Source organism: Nocardioides sp., from assembly GCF_016462705.1.
Classification (GTDB): Bacteria; Actinomycetota; Actinomycetes; order Propionibacteriales; family Nocardioidaceae; genus Nocardioides.
In genome coordinates, this window is the sequence record NZ_JAEMSS010000010.1 from 17,960 (window position 1) to 43,014 (window position 25,055).

Consider the following 25,055-nt stretch of genomic DNA (forward strand, 5'->3'; position numbering starts at 1 on the left):
TCACCCCGGGTCGAGGCGACCCATCCCGGCCCGCCGGGCACGCTCGATGACGTCGGACCTGTCGGCGCCGCCGAGCTTGCCCAGCACGGCTGACACGTGGTTGCGGACGGTCTTGTCGGAGAGGAACAGCTCGCGGGCGATGCGCCGGTTGTCGTAGCCGCGGGCGACCAGCTCGAGGACCTCTCGCTCGCGCTCGCTGAGCTGGGGGAAGACCTCGCGCGCGGGCCTCGCCGAGAGCCCGGTGAAGAAGTCGCCCAACCGGTCGGCCACGGCTGGGCTGAACACCGCACCGCCGCCCGCGACCGTCCTCACGGCCTGCAGCAGGGCTTCGCGGCCGGCTCCCTTCACGACGTAGCCACGCGCTCCGGCGCGCATGGCCGCGACCACCGCGTCGTCCTCGTCGGACATCGTGATGACCAGCACCCGGGTCGCCGGGCTCGCGGCGAGCACGCCGCGGGTGGCGTCGATGCCCGAGCCGTCCGGCAGGTTGAGGTCCATGAGGACGACGTCGGGAGGGTCGGCGGCGACGAGCTCGAGAGCCGAGGCCACGTCGTGGGCCTCACCCACGACCGCGAGGTCCGGCTGGCCGGCGAACGCCGCGCGCACCCCGTCGATGAACAGCGGGTGGTCGTCGACGATGAGGACCGTGGTCATCGTGCCTCCGTCCGGTCGAGGGGAATCACGGCAGAGACGCGGGTGCCGCAGCCGTCGGGCCCCATCGTGACGCCCAGGTGCCCACCGAGCTCCTCGGCGCGCTCGCGCATCGAGCCCAGCCCGACGCCGTCGGCGGGGTCGCCCGGGTTCCCGCCCAGCCCGGATCCGTCGTCGTCGACCACCACCGAGAGCTCGGAGTCGCTGCGGGTCACCTCGACCAGGGCTCGGGTGGCGCGGGCGTGCTTGGCGACGTTGGCGAGGCCCTCGGCGACGATCCGGTACGTCGCCGCCTCCGCGGCCGGGCCGACGTCGAGGTCGTCGTCCACCAGCACCTGCACGGCGAGGTCGGGCGTGCTGGTCCGCTCGCCGAGCAGGCGGAGGGACCTGGCCAGGCCGAGGTCGTCGATCCCCGGCGGGCGCAGCCCGTCGACGAGGCTGCGCACCTCGCCGACCGCCTGGCCCACGCCGGCGGAGGCGCGCTGGAGGATGCCGGCCGCGGGCTCGTCGACGAGCGCCTGCGCCGACTCGATCTGGAGGCGCAGTCCGGCGAGGGTCGCACCGAGACCGTCGTGGAGGTCTCGCCGCAGGCTGCGTCGCTCGCTCTCCCGGGCCGAGACGAGCGACTCGCGGCTGCGCTGGAGCTGTCGGTGCAGGTGCAGGGCGGCCAGGGCCGGGGCCGCCTGCGTCGCGATCGACCCGACCACCGCGGCGTCGCGGGGGTCGAGCTCGGACTCGCCGGCGCGGTGGGCGACGACGAGGCTGCCGAGGTCGTCGCCGCGGTGCCGCAGCGCGAACGCCGTGGTCGTGAGGCCATGGGTCTCGCCGACCGCGGCCGCGGGATCGGGATCGCCGCCGTCGAGGTGCAGCGCGGCTCCGGGGAGGCGCAGGGAGTCGACGACGATCCGGCACACCAGGGTGGGCACCGTCTCCATGTCCGGTGGCGCGTCAGCGAGCTCGGTGCCGAGCTGACCCAGGATCACCATCGGCTCGGCCCGGTCTCCGTAGTAGAGCCGGTCCACCCCGGCCGACAGCCGACGCGCGAGCGGTTGGATGGCCGCGCCCGTGGCGCCGGCCGCGAGCGCGGCGCCGACCGGGGTGTTCATCCCCAGCCCGGCCTGGACCACCGCCAGGAGGCTCAGGTAGAGCCCGGCGAGGCAGACGGCCAGGCTCGCCACGACGACCGCGCGCCGCACCGCGACGTCGAGCTCGTAGAGCCCGTGCCGGGTGACGGCGACGCCGATCGCCACCGGCATGAGCACGACCGCGGCGGCCTGGGCGAGCACGTCGCCCGGCCAGGGGATGGCGCCCTGCGCCGCCGTCACCGCGAGCAGGATGCCCGCGGCGCTGAGCAGCACCGCGACCTGGCGGCGCTCGAGACCACGCGACGACAGCAGGTGCCGCATCAGGCTCGCCAGCCCTGCGACGGCCGCGGGAACGAGGAGCAGCGCGGCCAGAAGGGTCAGTGCCTGCGCCGCGGGTTCGGACGTGACCGGCTTGGTCATCGTCACCGTGCCGTGGAAGGGCTCGGGGTACAGGGCCACGCCGAGCGCCAGGGCGACGATCCCCGCCACCGCCGCAGCGGCGGCGAGACGCCAGACCCGGCCGGGCCGCAGCCCGCTCGGGTAGAGCAGGGGGACGAGGGTGAGCAGCGGGATGAAACCGGGCACCCACAGCCAGCTCTGGAGCTGCACCAGGGTCCTCGCCCATGGTGTCTGGTCGGGGGCGGTCACGGCGAGCGCGGTGGTCAGGGCTGCCGCGGCGGCTGCCGCCCCGCACACCAGCAGCACCTTGGTGAGGGTGCGAGCGCCGGTGGGGAGCGCGGGAGACAGCAGCGCGAGGACGGCGACCAGCGGGAAACCGGTGCCCACCGCGGCGTCCACGGCGATCTGTGGCGCCGGTTCCAGGTCCCACGCGTCCGCGCGTTGCACCACGGCGACGGCCGAGAGCGAGGCTCCGGCCGCCGCCGCGGCGATCACGCTGCTGCCCGCACGCCGGGCGGTCGTCGACACCCGGCGGAGTGTAGGCACGCCGCGCTCCTCAGGTGGTCAGCGACGCGGCAGTCACGCGCCGAGGGGCCGACGCGCCCCGACGAGCCCGGCGGCGGCGAGCACGATGCCGAGGGCGACCGCGACCCACGACGACGTCACGTCCTCACCGAACGCCAGGCCCGCGGCGCCGAGTGCGGCCGTGGCCGCGGCGACCGGCAGCGCCAGTCGGCGGGCGGCAGGCAGCAGTGCGGCCATGAGCGCCTGGGAGACGAGGACGACGGAGATCCACGCCATGTCGAAGAAGTGCGGGTTGCGTGAGTGGTAGCCGGTTGCGTCGTTCTGCAGGGCCAGCTGGTCTGCGGCGTACGGCAGCAGTGCGGCGCCCAGGACGAGCGCTGCAGGCAGCAGCAGGGCGTCGACCTGCACGGCCGAGCGCAGCCGCGGACGCCGAGGGAGCGCGCACCAGAGCAGGGCGCCCCCGACCGCGATGACACCGACCAGGCCTGGAGCCCCGCCACCAGGCGCGGCGACGGCGCATCCTGCGCCCGCCACGACGAAGGTGAGGTGCCGCAGTCCCGCAGCCGTGCTGGGTCGTTCGCCTCGCCAGCCCGCGCGGAGGAGAGGGACGACCGCGCCGAGCCAGAAGGCGACGAGGATGAGGCCCTGCCCCGTGGTCTGATGGAACCGGTGGTCGCTGTCGACGCCGGTCAGCAGCATGCCGGTGATGGTCGTACCGAACACCAGGGGCAGTGCGCAGGTCAGGAACGCGCACCCGGCCAGGGCGGTGCGCCGACCCGCCCCGGGTGGGGTCGCTGCCTCGGCGGTGTGGACGTGGGTGATGTTCTCGGTGGTGATGCTCTCTGTCGTGGTCATGGCACCACCGTCCGCGGTGCGGCGTCCCAGGCGCATCGCCGGATCGTCCCGGCGTTGTCCCGACCCCTACAGGCGCCGGCCTCCGGGTCCGGGCCGCGGAACGACGTCGCGGACGTCGTCGAGCCGGTGTCCCTCGTCGCACACGAGGACCGCGTGCACCTCGGCACCGCAGTCGCGGTGGGCCATCTCGACGGCCGGGCCCTCGGGATCGGCGACGTACCTGGCGCCCCACTCGGCGAGCGCGGTCAACACCGGGTAGAGGTCGAGGCCCTTCTGGGTCAGCCGGTACTCGTGCCGCACGCGAGACCCCTCGGGCTGGTAGGGCACCTTGCGGAGGATGCCTTCGTCGACGAGATGAGCCAGGCGGTTGCTGAGCACCTGGCGGTTGACCCCGCTGTGCCGCTGCATGTCGTCGAACCGGCGTACGCCGTTGAAGACCTCCCTGATGACGACCAGGGACGACCGGTCGCCGAACACGTCGAGGGCCCGGGCGACCTGGCAGTTGTCGGTCGACCAGGCCAGGGCGGAGGGAGTGGTCGTCGTGGTCACGGTCACAGGCTAGGTCTGCTTGACAGACCCAGCAAGCCCGGGAAGGCTAGGTCCATGACGCAGACCCAGCGCGAGCCGGACCTGAGCCAGTGGCGGACCGAGACCCGGGAGGTCACCTGGGCGTTGCCCGGTCAGGGCGACTTCGAGGCGCTGTCGAAGCTGGACGGCCTGGGCCAGCTCCAGTCGATCGAGCAGGGCCTGATGCCACCGCCGCCGGTGATGTCCACCATCGGGATGACCCACTTCCACGCCGAGCGCGGCACCGTCACCTGCGGCATGCGTGCCGAGACGTTCCACTACAACCCGCTCGGCGGCGTTCACGGCGGCATGATCTCGACGCTGCTCGACACCGCGGCGGGCTGCTCGGTCCACTCGACCCTGGCCGTGGGCGAGGGCTACACGTCGCTCGACCTGAGCGTGAAGTTCCTGCGGCCGGTGACCGTCGACTCCGGTCTGCTGGCCTGCGTGGGCAAGGTCGTCTCGCGCGGCCGGCGTACGGCGCTGGCCGAGGCGCAGCTCTTCGACGAGAACGACCGGCTGCTCGCGCACGCCACGTCGAGCTGCATGATCTTCGGCGGCTGACCTACGCCAGGTCGACCGGCGCGGTCTGGCCGGCGAGGTAGCGCCACTGCCCGTCCTGCTGGACGTAGGTCTGCGTGGTGGCGAACGTCAGCACGTGCTCCTGGCCGCCGACGACCACGTCGTCGAACACGAGACCCGTGACCACGGCGGTGTCGCCGACGACGGTGACGAGGATGTCCTCGAGCCACTGCCGGTTCCAGCGCAGCGGTCCGTCGCGCAGGAAGTCGAGGTACCCCTGCTTCATCAGCCGCTCACCGCGAGAGTTGGTGTAGACGAAGTCCTCGTGGAGCTGGGCCTCCACCACGGCCCAGTCCTGTGCGGCCAGTGCGTCGGCCCGGGCCCGGAAGGCGCGCTCCACGTCGACGGTCATGCTCCAGCCTGACGCACGAGTGGCAGCACCCGGTAGGGCACCTGCGTCTCCAGGGCGATGACCGTCGACGACCTGGTGATGGCGGGCGCGGCCAGCACCCGGTCGATCACGCGTTGGAGGTCGGTGTTGGACCGGGCGACCACGCGCGCCATCAGGTCGCCGGCCCCGGTGATGGTGTGCGCCTCGAGCACCTCGGGGATCGCGGCCAGGTGGGCTCCGACCGCGTCGTGCCCGCCGCCCGCGGCGGCTTCCTGGCGGATCTCGAGGGTGAGGAACGCCGTGACGGGATAGCCGAGCGCCTCGGGGGAGAGGTCCGGCCCGTAGCCGGTCACCACGCCGGTCGACTCGAGCTTGTCGAGCCGGGCCTGGACGGTGCCGCGGGCGACGCCGAGCCGACGGGAGGCCTCGAGGACGGCGATGCGTGGCTCGGCGGCGAAGAGCTCGATCAACCTGCGGTCCAGATCGTCCATCTCGTCCTCCATGTCTGGACAGATTGTCCAGTGACTCCTACCTCGGTTGCGCAGAATGTACTCCACCCGTCAGGCTCCGGCCATGACTGCAGACTCGGGCACGACCTTGACCGCCCTCACCGACGAGGAGATCCAGGCCGGGCTGTCCCTCGACCAGCTCAAGCAGCTGGTCGGGCTGGTGGACTACGACGCCAGCAGCGACCCGTTCCCGGTGACTGCGATGGACGCGGTGGTCTTCGTGGTCGGCAACGCCACGCAGACCGCGACGTTCTACCAGCTCGCGCTGGGCATGGAGCTCGAGGCCTACCGCGGCCCCGAGACCGGCACCCGCGACTCCAAGACGTTCGTCCTGCGCTCGGGCAGCGCCCGGTTCGTGTTCACCGGCGCGGTGTCACCCGACAGCCACCTGCTGGACCACCACCGCAAGCACGGCGACGGCGTCGTCGACCTGGCCCTGGAGGTCCCGGACGTCGACAAGTGCATGGCGCACGCCCGCTCGGTCGGCGCGACCGTCCTGGTCGAGCCGCACGACGAGACCGACGAGCACGGCACCGTGCGGTCGGCCGCCATCGCGACGTACGGCGAGACCCGGCACACGCTCGTCGACCGCAGCCGCTACCACGGTCCCTACCTGCCCGGCTTCGTCGCGCGCACCTCCAGCGTCGTCCGCGGCGAGGGTCACCCCAAGCGGCTGTTCCAGGCGATCGACCACTGCGTCGGCAACGTCGAGCTCGGCCGGATGGACGAGTGGGTCACCTTCTACAACCGGGTCATGGGCTTCACCAACATGGCCGAGTTCGTCGGCGACGACATCGCGACCGACTACTCGGCGCTGATGTCGAAGGTCGTCGCCTCCGGCAACCACCGGGTGAAGTTCCCGCTCAACGAGCCGGCGATCGCGAAGAAGAGGTCGCAGATCGACGAGTACCTCGAGTTCTACGACGGCGCCGGCTGCCAGCACATCGCCCTGGCCACCAACGACATCCTGCGCTCGGTCGACATCCTGCGCGACAACGGCATCGAGTTCCTCGACACCCCGGACTCCTACTACGACGACCCCGAGCTGCGCGCCCGGATCGGCGAGGTGCGGGTCCCGATCGAGGAGCTGAAGAAGCGCAAGATCCTGGTCGACCGCGACGAGGACGGCTACCTGCTCCAGATCTTCACCAAGCCGATGGGAGACCGGCCGACGGTGTTCTACGAGTTCATCGAGCGGCACGGCTCGTTGGGCTTCGGCAAGGGCAACTTCAAGGCGCTGTTCGAGGCCATCGAGCGTGAGCAGGAACTGCGCGGCAACCTCTGACGCCTGGCAGCGTCAGGACGGGACGCCCTCGGCATCCCCTGCCCACTCAGGTGCTCCGCTGGTCTTGCGACGCACAGTGAGGGCGAGCCGGTGACCGGTGACGATCACCGCGAGCCAGGCGGCACCGAGGGTCCAGCCGACCAGCACGTCGGTCAGCCAGTGGTGGCCGAGGTAGACCCGGCTCAGTCCCATGGCCATCGCCAGTCCGGTGGCCACGGCGAGCGCGACCACGGCGACCCAGCGACTGCGGGTGCGCACCGCGACCAGGTAGCCGATCAGGATCCACAGCACCCAGCTGTTCAGCGTGTGCCCGCTGGGGAACGAGGGGCTCGACTCGAACGGCGGCACCGCGAGCTCCTGCGGCGGCCGCACCCGCCCCACCACCTGCTTGCCCACCACGGTCATCAACAACGACCCCGCGGCTGCGATCGCCAGCAGGATCGCCGGTGTGGGGCGTCGCCACCACCACCAGAGCGCCCCGGCCGCCACCGCCACGAGGGGGATCATCAGGTGCGCGCCGCCCAGGTCGGTGTACGCCGTCACGGCGTCGTCGAGCCACGGGGTGCGCCAGCCCGCCACCCAGTCCAGCACCGGCCGGTCCAGGGCGGTGGCGCCTTCGCCGTCCTCGACGCCGTCGTAGAGCTCGGCACTCGCGGCGGTCGCGAGCACGGCCAGCGCACCGCCCACGGCCGTCGTCGCCAGCAGCACCAGCCACGGCAGCTCGCGGTCCGCGAGCCGCGACCGCAGCCCGGCCGGCAACAGCCGGAGCGCCAGCGCCACGAGCCAGGTGGTCGCGCGCACCAAGGCAACGCCCGCCGCGGTCGTCCAGCGGGTCAGGTCGCGGTCGCCGATCCGGTCCTCGCGCCACTCCGAGAGCCGGCTCAGCGGTCGCCGGGCTGCCATGCGGCACCGTAGCAATCGGGTCTCGGCGCCTGGTGAGGGTGCTGCGTAGCCACTTCGTCTCCACAGCCCCGACCTGAGCGACGTTCTCCACAGGTCTGCCGTGCCTACTGCTGGTCGTGTCGGTGGGCATCGGTGGGCTGGGAGGCATGACCGAGATCGCGACTCCGCCGGCCCACCGGGTGGGTGCTGCGATCTCGGCTGCCCGGGAGGCGTTGGGGTCGGTGGCGGGTGAGCGGCCGTGGTCGATGACCGCAGCGCAGACCGAGCGGGCGCTGGACGACATCGCGGCGCTGGAGGCGCAGACCGCGGAGGCCAAGGCGCGGCTGCTGACCCATGCGGAGACCCTGGGGCTGCCGGCGGAGCTGGGTGCGCGGTCGGTGGCGGTGCTGCTGGCCCGGCGGCACCGGACCAGCCGGCCGGAGGCACACCGGCAGGCGCGGCTGGCCGCGGGACTGGAGGCGCACCCGGTCACGGCCGCGGCGTTGTCGCAGGCCAGGGTCAACCCCGAGCAGGCGCTAGTGATCATCGCCGGGGTGGACGCGCTGCCGGCCGACCTCGAGGCGGAGGTGAAGGTCAGGGCCGAGGAGCACCTGGTCGAGCTCGCCGCCGACCACGACCCCAAGGCGCTCAAGGGCCTGGCCCGGACCATCCTCGAGGTCGTCGCCCCCGAGGTCGCCGACGCCCGCCTCGCCGCGCAGCTCGAGCGGCTGGAGCGTGATGCCGAGGAGGCCAACCGGTTCCGGATCTGGGAGACCCCGCAGGGTCGGGTCAAAGGGGACTTCGACCTCGACGGCTACTCCGGGGCCGCGCTGAAGAAGGCACTGTTCGCCCATGCCGCCCCCCGGCACCGCGCCGCCCAGGGCCCGCTCGGCGAGCGGTTGCCCACCGCGGAACGGCTCGGGGAGGCGTTCGCCGAGTACGTCCGCCGCTACCCGGCCGACAAGCTCCCGAACGCCGGCGGCCTGAACGCGACCGTGGTCGTCCTGATGTCCTACGAGACCCTGCTGGGTGACCTCAAGGCCGCCAAGCTCGACACCGGCGAGCACATCTCCGCCGACCTGGCCCGCCGGATCGCCTGCGAAGCCGGGATCATCCCCGCCGTCCTCGGCGGCAGGTCCCAGGTCCTCGACCTCGGCCGGTCCCGGCGCTTCCATTCCCGAGCCCAACGGATCAAGGCCACCATCGAGCAGGGCGGCTGCCTCGAGGAGGGCTGCGACGCCCCGCCCGCCTTCACCCACATGCACCACCCCACCGAGTGGTCCAAGGGCGGCCACACCGACGGCGACGGTTGGATGCTCTGCCCCTCGGCTCACCGAAGGATCCACGACCCCCGCTACACCTACGAACGACTACCCAACGGCAAGATCCGCTTCCACCGACGGGAGTAGGCCGCCGACATCGTCAGCAGAATGGCCGCCTGGAGGTCCCACCATCCGCGGCATGATCGGACGGCCGCGCAGCGGCATGAGCGGGCGGTTCAATCGGGTCCCGGATGAATGTGAAACTCGCGCCAGGCGTCCGGAATCTCGTTCCGCTCTGACCAGTGGGTCGTTCCGGGCACGATGGTCACCCCGTCGGCCACTTCCCAGTCGGGCGGCTCAGGGATGACAGGGGTTGTGGTGGAGACCAAACCCGGCTCGCGCCAGACCTCGTCACCGCTGTCACACAGGAGGACGACCAGCCCCGACGCTGTCGTCAGAGGTCGGACGAGGCCCTGGTCTCCGTACGGACACTCGAAGAACCACACGGTGCACATCCTCCACCGACATCCGAGAGTGGCCCCTGCGCGCGGCATGATCGGACGGCCGATCCGCGGCATGATCTGGACGTTCAGGCGAGCCTGACCTGATTCTGGTTCACGCGGTCCACGGGCCACGCCACGTCTGCTGAGTCCACGAACCACACGGGCTTGTCGGTGCTGACAGCAATCAGTGTTCCGACCTCCGCGACCCAGTTCGGCGAGCGGCACTCGAAGATGAGTGTCGTCATGCTCTGGGGGTTCTCGATGCCAGTGCTCTCCTCATCCCAGTTGTCCCACTCCGAAGCAAGATTCTCGACCGAGTAGATGTTCGTCAAAGGCGCACTCGACCCATCACAGTGCAGACTGGTGTCAGTCTCGATGAAGCGCTTGTCGTCTCGCAGCCATGCGCGAAGGTGCGCTAACAGTTCGGCGTCAGGGCTCAGCATGACGACGGAACGCGGCACCGTTACAGGCTAGTCATTACTCACCGCCATGACCGGAACGCGGCGTGAGCGGACGCTTGGGCAACACTTGCTCATGAACTGGCTGACCTCGTGGCTTCTGGCCAGTGGCGTGTGGGTGGTCGCAGGTCTGCTAGCCCTACGGTGGGTGCTCCCGACGAGCGAGGCGTGGCGCCAAGAGGCAGGCATGCCTCCGCTGACACGAGCTACCCGGCTCTTGATCAGTGCGGTGCTACTGGGTGGCGCCCCGCTGGGCGTCTTCATTGGGGCGCTTTTCATGCGTAACAACCACTAGCCGCTCATCGGCATGACGCACTACTCGCGGCATGTGAGTGCGCTTAGCGACGCAGTTCGCAGGCGAGCGCCGTCCGCACACGCTCAGGCATCGATCTAATCGCCCCAACTGTGTCGCGAAGCGGCGTCAACTCGGCATGACCGCGCCAGTCGCGGCATTGTTCAGACGTGTAGCCCACCCTGGCCCGGCTCGAACGGGCTGCCTCCCCTCCATGTAGCTGGGCGGGCGGTCGGGGTGAACCGGCCCGCCTAGGGCAGGGTCGCCCTCAGCGTAGGCAGGGCGGTCCCGGCAGCGCGACTCAGTTCGCGCCTCCGCTCATCGGCAAGACAGGACGTGTCGGAGAGCCGGCCCGCTGACACGCGGAACGGTCAGCTGGCGGCTGCCGGCGACCTGGCCTCAGTCGGGGCTTCAGTCGCGGCCGAGGCGTCGGAGAACGGCAGCGGCGCGCCGTCACAGCAGTTCGCCTTCGCATGGCAGTGCGGGCACAGCCACCGCGTGCTGATCGGGTCGAACTCCTGGCCGCAGAAGTCGCAGGGCATGCCCGCCACCGTAGTGACGGGCACGCCCCGCGATCTCTCACTCGGACGGCGCGTCGCCCACCGACAGCTCCAGCGTGGAGCCGTACGGCAGCGCCTGCACCAGCCGCAGGCGAGCCAGCGCCGGGTGCTCGTCGAGCAGCTTGGCGCCGTTGGCCAGCGACCGCAGCGCGGCGGTCTCGGCCCGCGCGGCCTCCAGCTGGGCGAGGCCGCGGGTGCGGGTCGTCACCAGCTCGGCGTACGCCGTGCGCAGCTCCGTCGGCAGGATCACGTCCTTGACTACGACCTCGACCACGTCGATGCCGACGGTCGCACCCGCGGAGCGGGCCGCCGTGGTCGCCGCCTCTGCGGTCGCGGAGCGCGCGGTGCGCACGATCGCGTCCGCGTCGGTGTCGACGAGGGCGTCGCGCAGGGCGACCTGGATCGCCAGGTAGACCAGCGCGGCCGCGTCGTGGACGGTCTCGACGAACGCCCGCGCGTCGCTGACCTTCCAGCGCACCGCAGCGGTGACCCGCACCAGCACACCGTCGGAGGTCAGCACCTCCTGCGGTGCGGTCGTGACGATCCGCTCGCGGACGTCGACGCGGTGGTACGTCGCGCGGGTCGCGGCGCGGTAGCGACCGGGCTCGAGCACGCGGGTGCACACGCCGTCGACGTACTCGAGGGCGCGCTCGTGGGCGAACACGGTGATGTGGGTGAACAGGGACATGGCTGCCTCCTCTCGGTCGTGTGGTGCCAGTCCAGGGATTGGTGTTCCGTTGTGGGGATGCGGTGGTGGAACGGGCGGGCGGTGGCACGCCCGGGCGCGGGGCAGCCGGGTGTCGTCCTGACCACCCGGAGCCGCAGAGCGCCCGCACGCTGACGCCACCGCCCACCCGCCCATGGAGAAGGAGAGGAATCGAACCTCGGACGCTGGATGCGTTACCTATGCCATGGCAGGTGGCGAGGTACGACGCGCAGGACCGGACCGGGCACACCCGGCCGGCTGCTGATCTCGCCTCGACGAGGGTAGGGACCGGCGTCGGGGGACGCGAGCGAATTAGCGTCCGACGGCTGCCGGACGCGGGTCCACGGCGACCTGGGCCACGGGGACGGTGCCGTGCACCGTCGTGCCGCGGCCCGGCGCTGACCGGACGCTGAGCGTCCCCCCGCTCGCGCCCAGCCGGTCCTGCATGTTGACCATCCCGCCCGACCCCTGCTGCCGGTGGGCTCCGACGTCGAAGCCGACGCCGTCGTCCTGCACCGTGAACCACACCGAGCCGTCGTCCGCGCCGACCGACACCCGCACCCGGCCGGCTCGGGAGTGCTTGGCGGCGTTCTGCACCGCCTCCATGCAGCAGAAGTAGACGGCCGCCTCCAGGTCGCTGGAGTGGCGGCCCGGGTCGTGCAGGTCCAGCGTGATCGGCAGCGGGTAGCGGTCCACGGCCGACCTGATCGCCTCGACGAGTCCGTGCTCGGAGAGCACCGGCGGGTAGACGCCCTGAGCCAGGCTGCGCACCTCGTCGTGCGCCAGGTGCAGCTGTCGGCGGAGGTCGGTGAGCGCGGTGGCGGCGGCCTCCGGGTCGCTGCGGCACAGGCTGGTGGCACCGGCCAGGCCGATCCCGATCGAGATCAGACGCTGTTGGGCGCCGTCGTGGAGGTCCCGCTCGATGCGGCGTCGTTCGCGGTCGGTGGCGGCGACCAGTCGCGCCCGCGACCTCCTGAGCTGCTCGGCCTGCTCGGCCAGCTCCTCCTGGGCCCTGAGGGCGCCGGCCAGTGCGGCCTGGAGGCGCAGGCTGTTCTGCAGGACGATCAGCCCGACCATCGCGGCCAGTGCGGGGGTGAAGAGCGCCAGCAGCCCGTGCTGCAGCGCCCGCGGCGTGTCCGCGGCCAGCCCGGTGGCGTCCTGGAGCACGCCGACCAGGACCACCGCCGTGGAGACCGCCACCGACCCGGCGACGTACCAGACCAGGGTCCGGCCGCTGGCCGTCGCCGTGGCCAGCACGGCGGGCAGCAGCGCCGTCAGCAGCATCAGCGGCCAGGCGAAGGTGGCGGTGGCCGCCGCCACGATCGCGATGCCCCAGTTGGCCGCCGCCCACCAGAGCACGGCCTGGGGCACGTCCCCGTGGCGCAGCGGCCACAGCGCCCGGGCCATCACGCCGCCCGTCACGGCGACGGCCACCGTCACGGCCGGGAGCACGGGGGAGTCGACCCAGAGCAACCAGCTGAGGAACATCAGGAACGCCGCGGTCAGGGCGACCGTCATGTCGACCAGGATCAGCACCCGCAACCGGGCGATCTGCTCCGGGGAGGGGGTCATCCGCGTCCGGGCCCGGCAACCGGCTCGGCCGGGTCGCGCCCGGCGAGGAACATGACCACGGCCTTGACCCGCCGGTTGATCTCGACGTCCTCGGCGAGGCCCAGCTTGGCGAAGATCGCGCTGGCGTGCTTCTCGACCGAGTGCGCCGAGAGGCACAGCGACTCGGCGATCGCCGCGTTGGTCGCGCCCGTGGCCATCTCGGTGAGCACCTCGATCTCGCGCGTCGACAAGGACTCCAGCGGGGAGTCCACGCTGCGCGTCTGCGACCGGACGAGCACGTCCACCACGTCGTCGTCGATGTAGGACCCGCCGTCTGCGACGGTGCGGATCGCCCGGGCGAGGCGGTCGACCTCGTCGACCCGGTCCTTGAGCAGGTAGCCCCGACCCCGCGTCCCCGCCTCCAGCAGGGCCAGGACGTAGGCGGGGTCCAGGAACTGCGAGAGCACCAGCACGCCGAGCTCGGGGTGTGAGGCGCGGAACCGGTTCGCCGCTCGGATCCCCTCGTCGCGGTGGTCGGGGGGCATCCGGATGTCGGTGACGACCACGTCGGGGGAGAAGTTGTCGACGGCGGCGAGCAGGTCGTCGAAGCTGCTGCACGACGCGGCGACGCGCAGGCCCTCGATCTCCGCGACCAGGCGGAGGACGCCTTCCCGCACCAGCAGGTTGTCCTCCGCGACGACCAGTGTCAGCTCCCGCACTCCACCGGACGCTACCAGCGGGAAAGCTCGACGGGACCCGGGTTGACCGGCCTCTTGAGGTAGGGAAAGCCCTACCCGGGACGGCGGTTGGCCGGACCCGAAAAGTGGGGCTGGCGCGGTTCGATCCGGCGTCCGGAGTCGGGAGGCTGAGTGCTCCCTGGTGCGGCACGTGCGCCGGGGAGCCCACAGGTCCGGATCCGGGCCGCCCTGAGAGGACACGGAACAGATGAACGTCAACAGCACCGACCCGAACCGCCCACCCCGTCGCGCCCGTCGCGGCCTGGTCCTCGGCGCCAGCGCCGTGGCCGGGGTCGCGATGCTCGCGACGACGGCTCCCGTCGTCGCCGCCAACCTGGTCGACAGCAAGGACCTGGCCAAGGGCGCGGTGACCTCGTCCAAGATCGCCAAGAACGCGGTCAAGACCAACAAGCTCGCGCCGGGCGCGGTCAAGACCAAGAAGATCAAGGACGGGGCGGTGACCTCCTCGAAGCTGGCAGCCGGCGCGGTGACGCGCAACCACCTCGCTGCCGACCTCCAGCCGCTGTGGGCGGTCGTCTGGGGCGGCCCGAGCATCGTGCGCGGCAAGGGCGCCGTCGCGGTGGAGCACGTGGGCGTGGACTCGCAGTTCCGGGTCACCTTCGACCGGGACGTCTCGCAGTGCTCCTACACCGCCACGCCCAGCCAGCCCGACTCCGACGACCCGCAGCAGATCGGCATGCTCAACGTGTCGTCGGCGATCGGCAGCGCCAACTCCGTCATCGTGCGCACCCGCGACCACGACGGTGTCGCCCAGTCCCTGGGGTTCACCATCCACGTCTGGTGCTGATCCGGGCCTGAGCCGGCTCCGGGCCCTGGGGCACTAGGGTCCGGAGCCATGGCGACGTACGTCGGGTTCCTGCGCGCGATCAACCTGGGCGCGAAGCGGAAGTTCCCCAAGGACGCGATCGTCCGGGCGACCGAGGCTGCGGGGTTCACCGACGTGGCGACGTACATCAACACCGGCAACGTCCGCTTCGACACGACCCTGCGCTCCCGGGCGAGGATCGAGGCGGCGCTCGAGGAGGCCTACCTCGCCGAGGCCGGCTTCGAGGTGCCGACGATCGTGTTCACGGCCAAGGAGCTGAGGTCGATCGCCGAGGAGGCGGCCGGCTTCGGCCACGACGGTCGGCACTACGTCTCGCTGCTCAAGGAGCCGCCGTCGGCGGCGGCCATCACGGCCATGGAGGAGGCGAGCAACGTCGACGAGGTCGCCAAGGTGGGGGGCCGCGCGGTGCACCTGCTCTACTCCGGTGACAGCAGCTACGGGTCCGACGCCAGGCTGACCAACGCCCAGGTGGAGAAGCTGCTCGGCGTGGCCACCAACCGCAACCTGACCGTGATCAGTGCGCTGGCGGAGAAGTGGTGCTGACGGCGGCCGGCAGCCGCTGCAGCTCCCGCACCGAGCGCGACGTGAGCGTCAGCAGCGAGATCGCGATGAACGCGATGCCGGAGACCAGCATCACCGGCTGGATGCCAAAGGCCAGGCCCAGCGGTCCGAAGAGCAGCTGACCGACCGGGATCGCGATGAACGACCCGAGCATGTCGTAGGAGTAGGCGCGCGAGAGCATCTCGTCGGGCACGTGCTCCGCCATGGCGAGGTCCCACCCGAGGTTGAAGACCTGGCTGCCGACGCCGGCGAGGAACGACCCCACCATCGCCGCGGCCAGCAACGGCTCGAAGCCGAGCACGAGCATCGGGATGCCTTCCAGGGCGATCGCGGCCATGCCCCACAGCAGCGGGCGCCGGAACGAGATCCGGATCAGCGCGAGGGAGCACACGAGGAAGCCGACCGCCTGCGCGGACCGGATCAGGCCCCACCCCGCCTCGCCGATGTCGGTGTCGGTGGCGAGGACCGGCCCGAGGGTGTTGAACGCGCCGCTGACGATCGCGTTGAGCGCCGAGAACGCGAGCACGACGACCCACAGCCACGTCGTGGAGCGGAAGTAGGTCCAACCCTCGCGCAGGTCGGCGATCGCGCCGGCGCGCTTCTTGCCCGACGGCTTGGGCAGGGAGACCTTCGTGAGGATCAGCGTGGCCAGCAGGTACGTCGCGCCGTCGACCGCCAGCGCCCACCCCGGGCCGACCACGACCACGAGCACGCCGGAGACCGCCGGGCCGAGCACCATGAGGGCGTTCTCGGGCACGGCCAGCACCAGGTTGGCCGCCTTGAGCTGCTCGCGCGGGACGAGCTGGGGCAGCACGCCGGCCATGGCGGGCATCCCGGCGGCGGTGGCGGTGCCGTTGAGGGCGGCGAGGACGGCCAGGTGCCACACCTCGGCCGTGTCCGTGAGGACCAGGGCAGCCATGGCGAGCTGGGTGAGGCCGGACACGACGTTGGTGCCCTGGATGACCAGGGTGCGGCCGAACCGGTCCGCGAGGACGCCTCCGGCGAGCAGGAACACGACCATCGGGATGCTGTACGCCGCCAGCACGGTCCCGAGTGCCGTCGGGGAGTCGCTCACGTGCAGGACCGCGAAGGCGAGCGCGATGCCCGCCATCGTCGTCCCGGCCCGGTCGACCAGCCGGGAGAGCCAGTAGTAGCGGAAGTTCGGCTCGCGCAGCGGTGCCAGCGCGCTCTTCTCCTCGGTCATGACGCGTCCTCGCCGCGGGTCATCTGGAACGCCCACGAGCTCGCGCTGACGTGGAGGGTCCCGGGTGTTCGCGGTGGCTGGTTGTGGTCGTGCAGGAGGTGCGAGGCCTCGGTGAGCAGGTCGAGTGCGCGCTCCCACACCTCGGGCGTCACCCAGCCCTCGAGGTCGCTGGACAGGCTCTTCGTCCGGGCCTTGCGCTCCTGGACCCGGCGCTCGAGCTCGCGACCGAGGGTGCGGGCGTAGAGGACGTGGTCCTCCGCGCTCGTCCTGCGCCGGGGGTTGTGGCCCCGGAGCTCGTGGGGGTAGCGGTACTTCTTGGCCACTCCGCCCCGGATCCGCTCCTCGCCGGCCTCCACGATCTCGCCGGAGTCGAGCAGGATCCGCAGGTGGTACGACGCGTTCGCGTGCGTCAGGCCGAGCTCCCGGGCGACCTCGGCGGCGCTCATCGCGGAGCCGGTCAGCAGCGACACCATGCGCAGCCGCACGGGGTGCGCCATCGCCCGCAGTCCCTTGAGGTCCTCGTCGGTCATCATTACTCCCCAATAGATGTTGGGGAGATAGTGACGCACCACGCCACCGACTGTCAAACAGTTATTGGGGAGTTGGTCAGCGACCTCGGAACCGCGGCTTGCGCTGCTCGGAGAACGCCCGCATCCCTTCGGCAACGTCGTCGGTGCGCAGCAGGATCGTCTGTCCGGTCCGCTCGCGCTCCAAGGCGTCCTCGAGCTGGCCGAGGGTGGCGGCGTTGACCGCCTTCTTCGCGGCGGTGTACGCCAGCGGTGGGCCGGTGGCGAGGCGGCGGGTGAGCTTGTCGACCAGCTCGGGGAACTCCTCGGCCGGCGCTACGTGCGTGACCAGGCCTGCGTCGTAGGCCTCCTGCCCGGTGAGCGGCTCGGCGAGCAGCGTCATCCGCATCGCCCGGGCCCGGCCGACCGCGGCGGCGACCGTCGCCGACGTGCCCCCGTCGGGCATCAGCCCGATCCGGGAGAACGCGAGGAGGAACGCCGCCGCCTCGCTCGCCACGATCACGTCCGCGGCGAGGGCGATGGAGCAACCGACGCCTGCGGCCACGCCGTCGACCGCGGCGAGCACCGGCTTGGCGCAGCCGACCTCGGCGCGGATGATCCGGTTCGCGGCATCCAGGGCGCGCACGTCGAACCTCTCGTGCGCGTCGACGCCCGAGATGTCGGCTCCCGCACTGAAGGACCCGCCCGACCCGGTGATCACGACCACCCGGACGTCGTCGTCGGCGTGGGCGCGCTCGAGCTGCTCGGCGACGGTCACGGCCATCAGGCCACTGAGCGCGTTGAGGACCTCCGGCCTGGTGAACGTCAGCCGGAGCACCCCGCCGTCGAGCTCCACGGTCATGTCGCCCATGCCGCCGGGGGAGCCGGCGCCCTCCGGCAGGTCCTCAGGCAACGGAGACGCCGGCCTCGCGCAGGGCCGCCAGCGCGGCCGCGGTGGTCTCCGGAGCCACCCCGGCGCAGAGGTCGGTGAGCACCCGGGTCTCGAAGCCGTTCGCCGCCGCATCGAGCGCCGTGGCCCGGACGCAGTGGTCGGTGGCGATGCCGCAGACGTCGACGCGGGTGACGTGCCTGGCGCGGAGCCAGTCGGTGAGGGTCTCGCCCTCCTCGGACCGGCCTTCGAAGCCCGAGTAGGCCGCCTGGTGCTCGCCCTTGAGGAACACGGCGTCGAACGGTCGGGGCCGGAGGTCGGGATGCCACTCCTCGCCGTGCGTGCCGACCTCGCAGTGCACCGGCCACGAGTCCACGAAGTCGGGGTCGGCCGACCAGTGCGCGCCGGGGTCGACGTGGTGGTCCCGGGTGGCCACCACGTGCGCGTAGTCCGGGGCGCCGTCGGACCGGTCGACCCAGGCCCGCAGCAGGCCGCCGATGCCGGCCGCGACCCGGGCGCCGCCGGTGACGGGCAGCGAGCCGCCCTCGCAGAAGTCGTTCTGGACGTCGACGACGATCAGTGCGGTCTTCATGTGGCCGACCCTAGGACCCGTCAGACGTCCCCCTCGAACAGCGTCGGGATGACGGCCTCGCCCTTCGACATCTGCTGCGCCGCCGCCGGCAGCTCCGCCCGGGCCGCGACGTGCCGCTCGCGCGCGACCTCGAGCGGCTCGCGGCCGACGACCTCGCCGTCCCGGACGAGCGGGACCAGCAGCGACCGGTCCCGCTGCATGTCTCCAGGGGCGTCGTCGGGGCGGGGGGAGTGCCCGATGCCGATCACCTCGGCCTCGGCGACACCGGTCGGCGTACGCCGGCGCAGGGCGTACTTGCGGCCACCGATCGAGATCTTGTCGACGCTCTTCTTGGCCACCGGGCGCAGGACGCCGGCGTCGTCCGCGCGGGCGACGAGCTTGTACACGAACCCCGACGTCGGGTGGCCGCTGCCGGTGACCAGCTGGGTGCCCACCCCGTAGCCGTCGACGGGCGCGGCCGCGAGCGCGGCGATGGCGTGCTCGTCGAGGTCGCTGGTGACCACGATCCGCGTGCCGGTGGCGCCGAGCGAGTCGAGCTGGGCGCGGACCTCGCGCGCCAGGGCGCCGAGGTCGCCGGAGTCGAGGCGGACCGCTCCCAGCTCAGGGCCCGCGATCTCGACGCCGAGCCGGACCGCCTCGGCGACGTCGTAGGTGTCGACGAGCAGCGTCGTGCCGCGTCCCAGCGAGTCCACCTGCGCGCGGAACGCGTCGGCCTCGGAGTCGTGCAGGAGGGTGAACGAGTGGGCGCTGGTGCCGGCCGTCGGGACGCCGTACCGCTGCCGGGCCGCCAGGTTGGAGGTGGTCGCGAACCCGGCGACGTACGCCGCCCGCGCCGCGGCCACCGCGGCCTCCTCGTGGGTGCGCCGCGAGCCCATCTCGATGCAGGGCCGGTCGCCGGCGACGAGCGTCATCCTGGACGCCGCCGAGGCGATGGCGGAGTCGTGGTTGTAGATCGACAGCAGCACCGTCTCCAGCACCACCGCCTCGGCGAAGGTCGCCTCGACCACCACGAGCGGTGAGTAGGCGAAGTAGGCCTCGCCCTCCCCGTAGCCCCAGATGTCGCCGGAGAAGCGGTACGCCGCCAGGTAGTCGAGGGTCGGCGCATCGACCACGTCCTCGAGCACGGCCAGCGTCGCCTCGTCGAACCGGAACGCCTCGAGGGCGTCCAGTGCCCGCCCGGTGCCTGCCACGACGCCGTACCGCCGACCCTCCGGCAGTCGGCGCCCGAACAGCTCGAACACCGAGCGTCGGTGAGCCGTCCCGGACGCCAGGGCGGCCTGGAGCATGGTCAGCTCGTAGTGGTCGGTGAGGAGCGCGGTCGAGGCCGCGTGGTGCACTGTGTGGTCGGGCGAGGGCACGGGGACGACTGTGCCACCATGGGATGCGTGTCCGCCGCCGCCCCGGTCGAGGTCGAGCCGGAGATCGTCCCGGACGAGTCGACGAAGCTCGCACAGCCCTGGGTGACGATCGTCTGGAACGACCCGGTCAACCTGATGTCCTACGTGACCTACGTGTTCCAGAAGTACTTCGGCTATGACAAGAAGAAGGCCGAGAAGCTGATGCTCGAGGTGCACGAGGACGGCAAGTCCGTCGTCAGCTCCGGCTCGCGCGAGGAGATGGAGCGCGACGTGCAGGCCATGCACGAGTACGGCCTGTGGGCCACCATGGACAAGCAGGCTGAGTGAGCGCCTTCCAAAGACACCGGCGCAGCAAGCGGATCATCGCCACCTTCACCGGGTTCGAGGCCGACCTGCTCCGCTCGCTGGCCGCCCAGCTCGTGGAGCTGCTGCGCAACGAGGCCGCGGTGCCGCGCGACCACGTGGACCCGTTCGAGGCGATGATGGACTTCTCCGGTCCCGAGACCGAGCCCGACGACCCGGTCCTGGCGCGACTGTTCCCCACGGCCTACCCCAGCGACCCGGAGGCCTCCGCGGAGTTCCGGCGGTTCACCGAGGGGGCGTTGCGGGACGGCAAGGCCGACGCCGCGATCGCCATCATCGACGGGCTCGAGGAGGCCGGGCTGCCCTCGGAGCTCACCGAGGAGGGCCTGATGATCGACGTCGAGCTCGACGAGCCCGACGCCGAGACCTGGATGCGGTCGTTCACCGACCTGCGGCTGGCTCTCGCCACCCGGCTCGGCGTCGAGGAGGGCGACGAGGCGGTCTGGGCGGCGATGCCCGACGACGACCCGCGGGCCCAGGCGCACGACATCTACGACTGGGTCGGTTACCTCCAGGAGACGCTCGTCCACGCCCTGTCGTCCCGCTGAGTCCTCCCGCTGAGTCCTCCCGCTGAGTCCTCCCGCTGAGTCCGCAACCGGCACTCCAATCCTCCTCCTTGCGCGACCGCGCAACTACCCGTCCGGGTGAGAGTGCGTGCGGCCGTGAGGGTCACCGAATCGGAATGGAGGAGCATCTGGGAGGGCTCGGGTCATGACGGCGGCGTCCGTCAACCACCAGTCGGAGGGGCCGGTGGTGGTGGCTTCCGTGCCTGCCGACCACGTGTACATCCGGCACCTGAGCCCCGAAGAGGGGCCCGGGCCGCGTCGGCTCGCCGACCCGGTCCCCGACGACCCGCGATCGGCCGAGCAGACCTGGTGGCCGCCCAGGATGCTCAGTCCGGGGTGGGCGAGCACCCAGGACTACGACCTCATGCACGTGCACTTCGGGTTCGACGCCCGGACGCCGCAGGAGCTGGCGGCGCTCGTGAGCGCGGTCCACGACCGCGGTCGCCCGCTCGTCTTCACCGTCCACGACCTGCGCAACCCGCACCACCCGACCAGGGCGCTGCACGACGAGCAGCTCGACGTCCTGGTCCCCGCAGCGGACGCGCTGATCACCCTGACGCGGGGCGCCGCCGAGGAGATCCGCCGACGGTGGGGGCGGGAGGCGGTGGTCGTCCCGCACCCGCACGTCGTGGACCTGCGCACCATGCAGATCGCCGCGGACGCCCGGTCTCGGCGCCGCACCGGGGTGTTCCGGGTCGGGCTGCACGTCAAGAGCGTGCGGGCCGGCATGGACCCCCTGGCCGTCCTGCCGGTGCTGGTGGAGGTGGTGGGTCGGCTGCCCCTCGCCGTGCTCCAGGTCAACGTGCACGACGAGCTCTTCGAGCCCGACGGGCGCCGCCACGACCCTGCCGTGGCCGCGGCCCTGACGGCTGCCGCACGACACCGGCACGTGGACCTACGCGTGCATCCCTACCTCGCCGACGACCGCAGGTTCTTCAGCTACCTGAACTCGCTGGACGTGTCGGTGCTCCCGTACCGGTTCGGCACCCACTCCGGCTGGCTCGAGGCCTGTCGCGACCTGGGGACGACGGTCATCGCACCCACCTGTGGCTACTTCGCGGAGCAGGGACCCGTGCTCACCTACGGCATGGACGAGCAGCGGTTAGACGCCGACTCGCTGCGGGACGCCGTCGTGACGGCCTACGACGAGCGGCCGCCGTTCGGTGCCACCGTGCCGGAACGCCGACGGCAACGGGCCGACGTCGCGCATGCCCACGACGAGGTCTACCGATCGGTGACGGAGGCGGGCTGAGGTGCGTATCTGCGTCATCGCCTCGAGCCGCTTCCCGATCGCCGAGCCCTTCGCCGGCGGGCTGGAGGCATGGACCCATGCGCTGGTCTCGCAGCTCCACCAGCGCGGCCACGACGTCACGCTCTTCGCCGGCCCGGGGTCCGACCCTGCGCTCCCCGTCACGACCCTGCCCGTGCCGGAGTGGAGCCCCAGCGCCTCCGCCGTCGCCGACGTGCACGCGCCGCCGGTGGTGTTCATGCACGAGCACCACGCCTACCTGGGCCTGATGCTCGGGCTCGGCCGCCGGGAGACGCCGTTCGACGTCGTCCACAACAGCAGCCTCCACCACCTGCCGGTGGCCATGGCGTCGGCGCTCACGCCGCCGATGGTGACGACGCTGCACACGCCGCCGGTGCCGTGGCTGGAGTCGGCCATCGCCATCACCGAGCGACCCGGGGCCTTCGTGGCCGTGAGCGACGGGACGGCGCGGGCGTGGGCGCCGGTCGTCCCTGCGACGGTGATCCGCAACGGCGTGGACACCCAGCAGTTCCTGCCGGGTCCGGGCGGCGGCCCCGCCGTGTGGACCGGCCGGATGGTCCGCGAGAAGGCGCCGCACGAAGCCATGGACGCCGCCCGCGCCGCTGGTGTGAAGCTGGTCCTGGCAGGGCCGCTGTCCGATCCCGCCTATGTCGCCGCGGAGGTCGAGCCGCGGCTGGGGGACGGCTGCACCTACGCCGGCCACCTGCGACGCGGCGAACTGGCCCGTCTGCTCGCGACGGCCTCGGTCGCCGTCGTCACGCCGGCATGGGACGAGCCCTACGGCCTCGTCGCCGCCGAGGCCATGGCGTGCGGGACGCCGGTGGCGGCGTACGCGCGTGGCGCCCTTCCGGAGCTGGTGCCGGAGGGTGCCGGCGTGCTCGGGGTGCCCGGTGACGTGGCCGCGCTCGCGGTCGCCATCCGCCGAGCCATGGACTGCGACCGGGCCAGTGTCAGGGCACACGCCGAGCGGCACTGCTCGCTCGACCGGATGGTCGACGACTACGAGCGGCTCTACGCCGCGCTCATCCAGCCCGAGGCCGCGTGATCGGCTACTACGTGCACCACGTCGGGTCGGGGCACCTGCACCGGGCCACCGCCGTCGCCCAGGCACTGGGGGAGCCCGTGACGGGGTTCTCCTCCCTCCCTGCCCCGGCCGACTGGCCGGGCCCGTGGATCGAGCTGGAGGCCGACGACGTGACCGACGGCGGGGCCGACCCCGCGGGGACCACGGCGCGCGAACGGCTGCACTGGGTGCCGCTGGGGCATCGGGGCCTGCGGTCACGGATGGCCGAGATCGCTGCCTGGCTGCGGCACCGCGAGCCGACGGCGTTCGTCGTGGACGTGTCCGTGGAGGTGGCCGTCCTGGTCCGGCTGCACGGGATCCCGGTCGTCACGGTCGTCCTGCCCGGCGATCGTGGGGACGCCGCGCATCGGCTCGGGTTCGACGTGTCGGACGCCCTGGTGGGCTGCTGGCCGCCGGCCGCCGCCGGCATGCTGCGCGGTGTGCCGGCCGAGGTCGAGGAGCGGGTGCAGGCGGTCGGGGCGTTGAGCCGGTTCCCGGTCGTCGATCCTGCGCCCCGGACGCCGGATGGGCGCCGGGTGCTGCTGCTCGCCGGCGCGGGTGGTCACGACATCTCCGCCGAGGACGTGGCGAGGGCGCGCGAGGACTCGCCGGACTGGGAGTGGACCGTGCTCGACCGCGCGCTCGGCACGTGGGTGGCCGACCCCTGGGACGCGCTGCGGGGGGCTGACGTGGTGGTCACGCACGCGGGCCAGAACGCGCTGGCCGAGGTGGCGGCGGCACGGAGGCCGGCGGTCGTCCTGCCGCAGCCCAGGCCGCACCGGGAGCAGGAGACCACCGCGGACGTGCTCGCTCGAGCATGCTGGCCGGCGGTCGTGGTCACCGAGTGGCCCCGGGACGGCTGGTCCCAGCGGCTGGCGGGCGTCGCGGCGCTCGACGGAGCCGGCTGGTCGGGGTGGTGCGACGGGCGCGCGGCCGACCGGGTCGCCGACGTGGTGCGCCGGACCTCCCTGCTGGAGCCGTCGTGACCAGGATCGGGGTGGTCACCCTCGCCCACGGACGGCACGACCACCTCGCGGCGCAGCACGAGTCGCTGGCCCGGGGCAGCCGGAGGCCGGATCACTACCTGGTCGTGGCCATGGACGATCCAGACGTCCGGCCTGCGGCCAGGCACGGGCTCGACCGGCACGTCGTCCGGGTGCCCGGCGAGACGCTCGGGCTCCCGCTGGCCGCCGCGCGCAACGTCGGAGTCGCTCGCGCCCTGGCCCGGGGAGCAGACGTCGTGCTGCTGCTCGACGTCGACTGCCTGGCCGGCCCTGACCTCGTGGCGGCGACCGCCGAGGCCTGCACGCGTCACCCCTCGACCGTGTGGAGCGGAGTGGTCACCTACCTGCCGGAACCGCCCGCAGCGGGCTACCCGCTCGACCGGATCGAGGACCTGGACGACCCACACCCGGCGCGGCCGGACCCGGGGCCGGGACGAACGCTCCTGCGCACCGACCCGGACCTGTTCTGGTCCCTGTGCTTCGCGCTCTCGGCCTCGGCCTGGCGGCACTCAGGCGGCTTCTGCGAGGAGTACGTCGGCTACGGGGGCGAGGACACGGACTTCGGCCACCAGGTCGTCGCCCGCGGTCTCGAGCACGGCGTGCTGGGCGGGGCCCGCGCCTACCACCAGTGGCACCCGGTGTCGGACCCTCCCGTCGAGCACCTGGGCGAGATCCTTCGCAACGCTGCGCTCTTCCACCGTCGCTGGGGGACGTGGCCGATGCAGGGCTGGCTCACCGCCTTCGAGGAACGCGGACTGGCGGTTCTCCGCGACGGGCAATGGGTACGTGAGGCACCGGTCGGCGCGATCGCCGGCGACTGAGAGAGGACGCGGATGTCATCCCAGACCATCGTCGTGACGGGAGCCACAGGCAACGTGGGATCCCGGCTCGTGCCGCGCCTGCTGCAGGACGGTCACCGGGTCCGCGGTGTCTGCCGTCGCCCCCCGGTCGGGAGCGTGTGGCCGGACGTCGCGTGGGTCCCGGTGGACCTGACCCGCCCCGAGGCGGAGCCGCGGCTGCGGCAGGCCCTCGACGGTGCGGACGCCGTGGTCCACCTGGCCTGGGGCTTCCAGCCGTCCCACCGGCTCGACC

General features: G+C 72.3%; 29 protein-coding genes. 12 read left to right on the top strand and 17 right to left on the bottom strand.

Going from position 1 to position 25,055, the window contains the following annotated elements:
* The 4 genes from JHD21_RS02400 to JHD21_RS02415 all read right to left on the bottom strand — a co-directional run bounded on the left by JHD21_RS02400 (window position 1) and on the right by JHD21_RS02415 (window position 4,064).
* A complete protein-coding gene (locus tag JHD21_RS02400) occupies window positions 1-654 on the bottom strand; it encodes a response regulator transcription factor (RefSeq protein WP_292671351.1) in 654 nt (217 codons plus the stop codon).
* Complete coding sequence (locus tag JHD21_RS02405; RefSeq protein ID WP_292671352.1) at window positions 651-2,681, bottom strand: histidine kinase; 2,031 nt, start codon at window positions 2,679-2,681, stop codon at window positions 651-653. Before JHD21_RS02405 ends, JHD21_RS02400 begins: the two co-directional genes overlap by 4 nt.
* Window positions 2,682-2,714: 33 nt before the next feature.
* Window positions 2,715-3,515: a hypothetical protein gene (locus tag JHD21_RS02410; RefSeq protein ID WP_292671353.1), complete on the bottom strand. Its 801-nt coding sequence runs from the start codon at window positions 3,513-3,515 to the stop codon at window positions 2,715-2,717.
* Window positions 3,516-3,581: 66 nt separating this feature from the next.
* On the bottom strand, window positions 3,582-4,064 hold the full coding sequence (locus JHD21_RS02415; RefSeq protein WP_292671354.1) for a helix-turn-helix domain-containing protein: 483 nt from the start codon (window positions 4,062-4,064) through the stop codon (window positions 3,582-3,584).
* A gap of 54 nt (window positions 4,065-4,118) precedes the next feature.
* Between JHD21_RS02415 and JHD21_RS02420 the strand changes: the two genes are divergently transcribed.
* Complete coding sequence (locus JHD21_RS02420; RefSeq protein WP_292671355.1) at window positions 4,119-4,646, top strand: PaaI family thioesterase; 528 nt, start codon at window positions 4,119-4,121, stop codon at window positions 4,644-4,646.
* Between the two features lies 1 nt (window position 4,647).
* Here the strand turns inward: JHD21_RS02420 and JHD21_RS02425 are convergent, their stop codons facing one another.
* Complete coding sequence (locus JHD21_RS02425) at window positions 4,648-5,016, bottom strand: nuclear transport factor 2 family protein (RefSeq protein WP_292671356.1); 369 nt, start codon at window positions 5,014-5,016, stop codon at window positions 4,648-4,650.
* Window positions 5,013-5,498, bottom strand: coding sequence for an Lrp/AsnC family transcriptional regulator (locus JHD21_RS02430; RefSeq protein WP_292671357.1), 486 nt, complete (start codon window positions 5,496-5,498; stop codon window positions 5,013-5,015). The genes JHD21_RS02425 and JHD21_RS02430 overlap by 4 nt, the downstream gene beginning before the upstream one ends.
* A 70-nt stretch (window positions 5,499-5,568) precedes the next feature.
* Between JHD21_RS02430 and hppD the strand changes: the two genes are divergently transcribed.
* A complete protein-coding gene (hppD, locus tag JHD21_RS02435; protein WP_292671358.1) occupies window positions 5,569-6,789 on the top strand; it encodes a 4-hydroxyphenylpyruvate dioxygenase in 1,221 nt (406 codons plus the stop codon).
* Window positions 6,790-6,801: 12 nt separating this feature from the next.
* Here the strand turns inward: hppD and JHD21_RS02440 are convergent, their stop codons facing one another.
* Window positions 6,802-7,692, bottom strand: coding sequence for a phosphatase PAP2 family protein (locus JHD21_RS02440; protein WP_292671359.1), 891 nt, complete (start codon window positions 7,690-7,692; stop codon window positions 6,802-6,804).
* Window positions 7,693-7,838: 146 nt separating this feature from the next.
* Between JHD21_RS02440 and JHD21_RS02445 the strand changes: the two genes are divergently transcribed.
* Window positions 7,839-9,080: an HNH endonuclease signature motif containing protein gene (locus tag JHD21_RS02445; protein ID WP_292671360.1), complete on the top strand. Its 1,242-nt coding sequence runs from the start codon at window positions 7,839-7,841 to the stop codon at window positions 9,078-9,080.
* Window positions 9,081-9,169: 89 nt separating this feature from the next.
* On the opposite strand, the gene JHD21_RS02450 is transcribed toward JHD21_RS02445, so the two are convergent.
* The 5 genes from JHD21_RS02450 to JHD21_RS02470 form a co-directional block, all read right to left on the bottom strand.
* Complete coding sequence (locus JHD21_RS02450) at window positions 9,170-9,439, bottom strand: hypothetical protein (RefSeq protein ID WP_292671361.1); 270 nt, start codon at window positions 9,437-9,439, stop codon at window positions 9,170-9,172.
* A gap of 83 nt (window positions 9,440-9,522) precedes the next feature.
* Entirely contained in the window at window positions 9,523-9,897 is a 375-nt protein-coding gene (locus JHD21_RS02455; RefSeq protein WP_292671363.1) for a hypothetical protein, read from the bottom strand.
* Between the two features lie 868 nt (window positions 9,898-10,765).
* Complete coding sequence (locus JHD21_RS02460) at window positions 10,766-11,434, bottom strand: SPFH domain-containing protein (protein WP_292671365.1); 669 nt, start codon at window positions 11,432-11,434, stop codon at window positions 10,766-10,768.
* A 330-nt stretch (window positions 11,435-11,764) separates the two neighbouring features.
* Window positions 11,765-13,024, bottom strand: a complete 1,260-nt coding sequence (locus JHD21_RS02465; protein ID WP_292671367.1) for an ATP-binding protein — start codon at window positions 13,022-13,024, stop codon at window positions 11,765-11,767.
* The gene (locus JHD21_RS02470; RefSeq protein ID WP_292671369.1) at window positions 13,021-13,722 is read right to left on the bottom strand and encodes a response regulator transcription factor; all 702 of its coding nucleotides are present in this window, start codon (window positions 13,720-13,722) and stop codon (window positions 13,021-13,023) included. Before JHD21_RS02470 ends, JHD21_RS02465 begins: the two co-directional genes overlap by 4 nt.
* 226 nt (window positions 13,723-13,948) lie before the next feature.
* Between JHD21_RS02470 and JHD21_RS02475 the strand changes: the two genes are divergently transcribed.
* Both JHD21_RS02475 and JHD21_RS02480 read left to right on the top strand, forming a co-directional pair.
* On the top strand, window positions 13,949-14,548 hold the full coding sequence (locus JHD21_RS02475) for a hypothetical protein (protein WP_292671371.1): 600 nt from the start codon (window positions 13,949-13,951) through the stop codon (window positions 14,546-14,548).
* A 48-nt stretch (window positions 14,549-14,596) separates the two neighbouring features.
* Window positions 14,597-15,130 carry a DUF1697 domain-containing protein gene (locus JHD21_RS02480; RefSeq protein ID WP_292671372.1) on the top strand — a complete coding sequence of 178 codons (534 nt, stop codon included), beginning with the start codon at window positions 14,597-14,599 and terminating at the stop codon, window positions 15,128-15,130.
* On the opposite strand, the gene JHD21_RS02485 is transcribed toward JHD21_RS02480, so the two are convergent.
* The 5 genes from JHD21_RS02485 to JHD21_RS02505 are packed head-to-tail and all read right to left on the bottom strand — an operon-like array spanning window position 15,102 to window position 19,697.
* Entirely contained in the window at window positions 15,102-16,352 is a 1,251-nt protein-coding gene (locus tag JHD21_RS02485; protein ID WP_292671374.1) for an MFS transporter, read from the bottom strand. The two genes, JHD21_RS02480 and JHD21_RS02485, sit on opposite strands and share 29 nt — an antisense overlap.
* Window positions 16,349-16,924, bottom strand: a complete 576-nt coding sequence (locus JHD21_RS02490; protein WP_292671376.1) for a helix-turn-helix domain-containing protein — start codon at window positions 16,922-16,924, stop codon at window positions 16,349-16,351. Before JHD21_RS02490 ends, JHD21_RS02485 begins: the two co-directional genes overlap by 4 nt.
* 34 nt (window positions 16,925-16,958) lie before the next feature.
* Window positions 16,959-17,771 carry an enoyl-CoA hydratase-related protein gene (locus JHD21_RS02495; protein WP_292671377.1) on the bottom strand — a complete coding sequence of 271 codons (813 nt, stop codon included), beginning with the start codon at window positions 17,769-17,771 and terminating at the stop codon, window positions 16,959-16,961.
* Entirely contained in the window at window positions 17,764-18,339 is a 576-nt protein-coding gene (locus JHD21_RS02500) for an isochorismatase family protein (RefSeq protein ID WP_292671378.1), read from the bottom strand. Before JHD21_RS02500 ends, JHD21_RS02495 begins: the two co-directional genes overlap by 8 nt.
* A gap of 20 nt (window positions 18,340-18,359) precedes the next feature.
* Window positions 18,360-19,697: a nicotinate phosphoribosyltransferase gene (locus JHD21_RS02505; RefSeq protein WP_292671379.1), complete on the bottom strand. Its 1,338-nt coding sequence runs from the start codon at window positions 19,695-19,697 to the stop codon at window positions 18,360-18,362.
* An 18-nt stretch (window positions 19,698-19,715) separates the two neighbouring features.
* Here JHD21_RS02505 and clpS point away from each other — a divergent pair, with 18 nt between their 5' ends.
* From clpS to JHD21_RS02540, 7 genes are all read left to right on the top strand, one after another.
* Window positions 19,716-20,024, top strand: coding sequence for an ATP-dependent Clp protease adapter ClpS (clpS, locus tag JHD21_RS02510; protein ID WP_292671380.1), 309 nt, complete (start codon window positions 19,716-19,718; stop codon window positions 20,022-20,024).
* Window positions 20,021-20,608 (top strand): DUF2017 domain-containing protein, encoded by a 588-nt coding sequence (locus JHD21_RS02515; RefSeq protein ID WP_292671381.1) that lies wholly within the window; start codon window positions 20,021-20,023, stop codon window positions 20,606-20,608. The genes clpS and JHD21_RS02515 overlap by 4 nt, the downstream gene beginning before the upstream one ends.
* A 163-nt stretch (window positions 20,609-20,771) precedes the next feature.
* Window positions 20,772-21,878, top strand: coding sequence for a glycosyltransferase (locus JHD21_RS02520; RefSeq protein WP_292671382.1), 1,107 nt, complete (start codon window positions 20,772-20,774; stop codon window positions 21,876-21,878).
* A 1-nt stretch (window position 21,879) separates the two neighbouring features.
* Window positions 21,880-22,941 (top strand): glycosyltransferase, encoded by a 1,062-nt coding sequence (locus JHD21_RS02525; RefSeq protein ID WP_292671384.1) that lies wholly within the window; start codon window positions 21,880-21,882, stop codon window positions 22,939-22,941.
* On the top strand, window positions 22,938-23,945 hold the full coding sequence (locus JHD21_RS02530; protein ID WP_292671386.1) for a glycosyltransferase: 1,008 nt from the start codon (window positions 22,938-22,940) through the stop codon (window positions 23,943-23,945). Before JHD21_RS02525 ends, JHD21_RS02530 begins: the two co-directional genes overlap by 4 nt.
* Window positions 23,942-24,784, top strand: a complete 843-nt coding sequence (locus JHD21_RS02535; protein ID WP_292671388.1) for a galactosyltransferase-related protein — start codon at window positions 23,942-23,944, stop codon at window positions 24,782-24,784. The genes JHD21_RS02530 and JHD21_RS02535 overlap by 4 nt, the downstream gene beginning before the upstream one ends.
* A gap of 12 nt (window positions 24,785-24,796) precedes the next feature.
* A partial coding sequence (locus tag JHD21_RS02540; RefSeq protein ID WP_292671389.1) for an NAD(P)-dependent oxidoreductase occupies window positions 24,797-25,055 on the top strand: 259 nt, incomplete at its 3' end.